5 protein-coding genes and 1 pseudogene are annotated in these 4,702 nt (G+C 66.1%); 3 read left to right on the top strand and 3 right to left on the bottom strand.

What is annotated here, in order from left to right; all coding sequences use genetic code 11:
- Positions 1–816: metallopeptidase TldD-related protein (locus tag JYJ84_RS28785; protein ID WP_240201913.1), on the top strand; the 816-nt coding region annotated here is incomplete at its 5' end.
- A gap of 110 nt (positions 817–926) precedes the next feature.
- Here the strand turns inward: JYJ84_RS28785 and JYJ84_RS28790 are convergent.
- The gene (locus tag JYJ84_RS28790; protein WP_175222359.1) at positions 927–1,226 is read right to left on the bottom strand and encodes a hypothetical protein; all 300 of its coding nucleotides are present in this window, start codon (positions 1,224–1,226) and stop codon (positions 927–929) included.
- On the opposite strand from JYJ84_RS28790, the gene aroG reads away from it, so the two are divergent.
- Together aroG and JYJ84_RS28800 are read left to right on the top strand one after the other, a co-directional pair.
- On the top strand, positions 1,225–2,298 hold the full coding sequence (gene aroG, locus JYJ84_RS28795; protein ID WP_122944527.1) for a 3-deoxy-7-phosphoheptulonate synthase AroG: 1,074 nt from the start codon (positions 1,225–1,227) through the stop codon (positions 2,296–2,298). The genes JYJ84_RS28790 and aroG overlap by 2 nt on opposite strands.
- 90 nt (positions 2,299–2,388) lie before the next feature.
- Positions 2,389–2,661: pseudogene (locus tag JYJ84_RS28800) on the top strand (type II toxin-antitoxin system VapC family toxin); the annotation flags it as partial.
- A 75-nt stretch (positions 2,662–2,736) separates the two neighbouring features.
- On the opposite strand, the gene hmpA reads toward JYJ84_RS28800, so the two are convergent.
- Together hmpA and JYJ84_RS28810 are read right to left on the bottom strand one after the other, a co-directional pair.
- Positions 2,737–3,945, bottom strand: coding sequence for an NO-inducible flavohemoprotein (gene hmpA, locus JYJ84_RS28805; RefSeq protein ID WP_175222360.1), 1,209 nt, complete (start codon positions 3,943–3,945; stop codon positions 2,737–2,739).
- A 93-nt stretch (positions 3,946–4,038) separates the two neighbouring features.
- Positions 4,039–4,590: a cob(I)yrinic acid a,c-diamide adenosyltransferase gene (locus JYJ84_RS28810; protein ID WP_122944525.1), complete on the bottom strand. Its 552-nt coding sequence runs from the start codon at positions 4,588–4,590 to the stop codon at positions 4,039–4,041.
- Positions 4,591–4,702: the final 112 nt, after the last annotated feature.

Consider the following 4,702-nt stretch of genomic DNA (forward strand, 5'->3'; position numbering starts at 1 on the left):
GGCCGCTTCGACTACGGCTACTTCACCGACGACGTGCTGTCGCGCTACGTCGACGATGCCGTGCACGCGGCACTCGTCAACCTCGACGCCCGCCCCGCGCCCGCCGGCGCGATGACGGTCGTGCTCGGGCCGGGCTGGCCGGGCGTGCTGCTGCACGAGGCGATCGGCCACGGGCTCGAGGGTGACTTCAACCGCAAGGGTTCGTCGGCATTCGCCGGCCGGCTCGGCGAGCGCGTTGCTGCGAAGGGCGTGACCGTCGTCGACGACGGCACGCTGCCGAACCGCCGCGGCTCGCTGAACATCGACGACGAAGGCAACCCGACGCAGTGCACGACGCTGATCGAGGACGGCATCCTGAAGGGCTACATCCAGGACACGCTGAACGCACGCCTGATGAAGATGCCGGTCACGGGCAACGCACGCCGCGAGTCGTACGCGGCACTGCCGATGCCGCGCATGACGAACACGTACATGCTGAACGGCGACAAGGATCCGCAGGAAATCATCGCGTCCGTGAAGAACGGCTTGTACGCGGTGAACTTCGGCGGCGGCCAGGTCGACATCACGAACGGCAAGTTCGTGTTCTCGGCGTCCGAGGCGTACATGATCGAGAACGGCAAGATCACCTACCCGGTGAAGGGCGCGACGCTGATCGGCAGCGGCCCTGAATCGCTGAAGGACGTGAGCATGATCGGCAACGACATGTCGCTCGACTCGGGTGTCGGCGTGTGCGGCAAGGAAGGCCAGAGCGTGCCGGTCGGCGTCGGCCAGCCGACCCTGCGGATCGACAGGATGACGGTCGGCGGTACGGCATAACCGCATCGCGGCGCAGACATTCCGCGCATTTTGAAGAAAACGCGCGGAATGTCCGCATTTTCGACGTTTCCCGGTTGCCAGCCGCCCGGCGACGGGGTATAAATTCCGAATCAACTTTTTTGACGAACCGAATCTCCGTCATGTCCGCCAAGTTTTATTTTTACTTTTTTTGGTATCTCAGACCGCTGGCGGATCGAGAGGGTTGATGGCGCGTAAAGCGCAACCGAAATTCCCGAAAAAACCGCCGGCGAACCCGGCGGTTTTTTTTCGCCCTTCGCCACCCGGTCGCCGCCGCAGCGGTCCCGCGGCCCCGACCGAAACCACTGAATCGCTTGAATTGATGAATCTGCCGCACGCGCACTCGCACTCGCACTGACCGAACGGCGCCCGGAACCAAGGAGAAACAGCATGCCCCCGCACAACACCGACGACGTCCGCATTCGCGAACTCAAGGAACTGACGCCGCCCGCCCACCTGATCCGCGAATTCGCGTGCTCCGAAGCCGCGTCCGAGCTGATCTACAACTCGCGCCAGTCGATGCACCGCATCCTGCACGGGATGGACGACCGGCTGATCGTCGTGATCGGGCCGTGCTCGATCCACGACACGAAGGCGGCGATCGAATACGCGGGCCGGCTCGTGAAGGAGCGCGAGCGCTTCAAGGGCGAACTGGAAATCGTGATGCGCGTGTACTTCGAAAAGCCGCGCACGACGGTCGGCTGGAAGGGCCTCATCAACGATCCGCACCTCGACAACAGCTTCAAGATCAACGAAGGGCTGCGCACCGCGCGCGAGCTGCTGCTGCAGATCAACGAAATGGGGCTGCCGGCCGCGACCGAATACCTCGACATGATCAGCCCGCAGTACATCGCCGACCTGATCTCGTGGGGCGCGATCGGCGCGCGCACGACCGAGTCGCAGGTGCACCGCGAGCTCGCGTCGGGGCTGTCGTGCCCGGTCGGCTTCAAGAACGGCACCGACGGCAACGTGAAGATCGCGGTCGACGCGATCAAGGCCGCGTCGCAGCCGCACCATTTCCTGTCGGTGACGAAGGGTGGCCACTCGGCGATCGTGTCGACGGCCGGCAACGAGGACTGCCACGTGATCCTGCGCGGCGGCAAGACGCCGAACTACGACGCGGACAGCGTGAACGCCGCATGCGCAGACATCGGCAAGGCCGGCCTCGCCGCACGCCTGATGATCGACGCGAGCCACGCGAACAGCTCGAAGAAGCACGAGAACCAGATCCCCGTGTGCGCGGACATCGGCCGCCAGCTCGCGGCCGGCGACTCGCGCATCGTCGGCGTGATGATCGAGTCGCACCTCGTCGAGGGCCGCCAGGACCTGAAGGAAGGCTGCGAGCTGACCTACGGCCAGAGCATCACCGACGCGTGCATCGCGTGGGACGACAGCGTGAAGGTGCTCGAAGGCCTCGCGGAATCGGTGAAGGCTCGGCGCGTCGCGCGCGGCAGCGGGAACTGATCGCCCGCAGCGACAGGCTGACCGCATGCCCCGCCGACGGCGGGTTGGCCATGCGGCCAGCCTGCGGTCGTCGTTTCGCTCTGCCAGACCGCGTCCATTCGGGAAATCGCGATCAAATACCGCGAAGGCAATCTGCCCGTCCATCCGCGCGATGCACGTTCGGCGTTCCGGCTCGCAGGTTTTGCGGAATTGCCGATCAGCAGCGATCACGTCGAAGGTGTCGCCGGATTGCCCGATTTCCCGGATCGTGCCGATCCGTTCGACCGCGTGATGGTCGCGCAGGCACTCCATGAAGGCATGCCGCTCGTCAGCGCCGATCCGAAGGTGTGGCGCTATCACGCCACACTGATGCTGCGCGCCTGACGCGCTGCCCACCACAAAGTCAAAGCCCGGCTCGCGCCGGGCTTTTTCATGGGTCCAGAACCTTGCGGGTACGCGTTACTCGAGCGCGCCCGAACCGAAGATCTCGGTGTTCACGCGCTCCGGCGCGACGCCGAGTGCGATCAGCGCGTCACGCTGCGCCTTCATGAATGCGATCGGGCCGCAGATGTAGTAGTCGGCATCCGGCACCAGCGCGAATTCCTTCACGCGCTCCGGCGTGAGACGGCCTTCGAGGTCGTAATCGACGCCGACGCGATCGTTCGGGCCGACCTGCTCGTACAGCACCGTGCGTTTCACGTTCGCGTTCGCCCGCACCGTATCGTTCAGCCAGTCGCGGAACGCGTGCACCGCGCCCGAACGGCACGCATGGACAAACCGCACGCCGCGCTTGCTGCCTTCCGCGACCAGCGTCGACACCATCGACATCATCGGCGTGATGCCGACGCCGCCCGAGATCAGCACGACCGGCGTCTCGACGCCACGCTTCAGCGAGAATTCGCCCATCGGCGCGGTCACCTCGACGATCGCACCCTGCTCGACGCCGTCGTGCATCAGCGTCGACACCTTGCCGGCCGGAATGACTTCCGGCTTGCCGGCCTCGCGCTTCACCGAGATGCGCAGCCACTTGCCGTTCGGCGCGTCGGAGAGGCTGTACTGGCGCGGCTGGTCGACGCCGAGATCGCCGACGAAGCGCTTCACCGTGATGTACTGGCCCGGTTCGAACGTCGGTGCCGCGCCGCCGTCCGCCGGCGTCAGGTAGAACGACGTGATCTCGTCGCTCTCGCGCACCTTGCGCTCGACCTTGAACGGGCGGAACCCGCTCCATGCGGCGCCCGCGTACAGGTCGGCCTCGGCGCCGATCAGGATCTGTGCGAGCTGGCCGTACGCGACGCGCCATGCTTCGAGCGTGTCGGCATCGACCGCATCGCCGAGCACCTCGACGATCGACGCGAGCAGATTCTCGCCGACGATCGGGTAATGCTCGGGGCGGATGTTCAGGCTCGCGTGCTTGTGCGCGATGTGCGACACGGCGCCGCCCAGCGCGCCGAGGTTGTCGATGTTCGCCGCATACGCATAGACGGCCTTCGCGAGCGTCTCCGGCTGGCTGCCGGTCTTCTGGTGCGTCTGGTTGAACAGGTTCTTCAGTTCCGGATGGCGCGCGAACATGCGCTGGTAGAAATGCTTCGTGATCGTCGCACCGTGCACGGCGAGGACAGGGGCAGTGGCCTTCACGCGAGCCATCTGGTCAGCGGTAATGGGGGTCATGTTCGTTCTCCGTTAAACATGTAGATACGATACATCTTTAAAATTGCCCGTCCCTCGGGCAAATTGTCGCAGTGCGGAAATCCTTGCGCGGCGTCAGCGGACGCGGCCGCGCTCCCACAGCACGTCCGCCCCGCCGTCGGTGCGGTTCAGCACGCGCGCCAGCACGAACAGCAGGTCCGACAGCCGGTTCACGTAACGCCGCGGCGCATCATTGAGCGCGTCGTGGCGCCCGAGCGCGACGATCGAGCGCTCCGCGCGGCGGCACACCGTCCGGCACACGTGCGCGAGCGACGCCGCGCGGGAGCCGGCCGGCAGGATGAATTCCTTCAGCGGCGGCAGCGTCCCGTTGTAATCGGCGAGCCAGCGGTCGAGGCGCGCGAGGTGCGTGTCGTCGATCACCGTGTGGCCGGGGATGCACAGCTCGCCGCCCAGGTCGAACAGGTCGTGCTGGATCGTGACGAGCGCCGTGCGCACGTCGTCGGGCAGCGGCTCGGCGAGCAGCACGCCGAGGTTCGAATTCAGTTCGTCGACGTCGCCGATCGCGGCGATCCGCACGTCGTCCTTGCCGATGCGCCGTCCGTCGCCGAGGCCGGTGGTGCCATCGTCGCCGGTGCGCGTGGCGATCTTGCTCAAGCGGTTGCCCATGCGAATGTCCTCTGGTGCGCGGCCGCCCTGCGGCCACGGGTTGCCGTGGAACGCGATTATCGCAGCCCGCGGCGGGGGCCGCAGCAGGCGTTCCAGCGTAGAATGGGCCGAA

The sequence above is a fragment of the Burkholderia sp. LMG 13014 genome (assembly GCF_905232215.1).
GTDB lineage: Bacteria > Pseudomonadota > Gammaproteobacteria > Burkholderiales > Burkholderiaceae > Burkholderia.

Coding starts and splice junctions, on each gene's coding strand:
- JYJ84_RS28790 (WP_175222359.1), bottom strand. CDS start 1,226: ATGCTGTTTCTCCTTGGTTCCGGGCGCCGTTCGGTCAGTGCGAGTGCG.
- JYJ84_RS28810 (WP_122944525.1), bottom strand. CDS start 4,590: ATGGGCAACCGCTTGAGCAAGATCGCCACGCGCACCGGCGACGATGGC.
- hmpA (WP_175222360.1), bottom strand. CDS start 3,945: ATGACCCCCATTACCGCTGACCAGATGGCTCGCGTGAAGGCCACTGCC.
- aroG (WP_122944527.1), top strand. CDS start 1,225: ATGCCCCCGCACAACACCGACGACGTCCGCATTCGCGAACTCAAGGAA.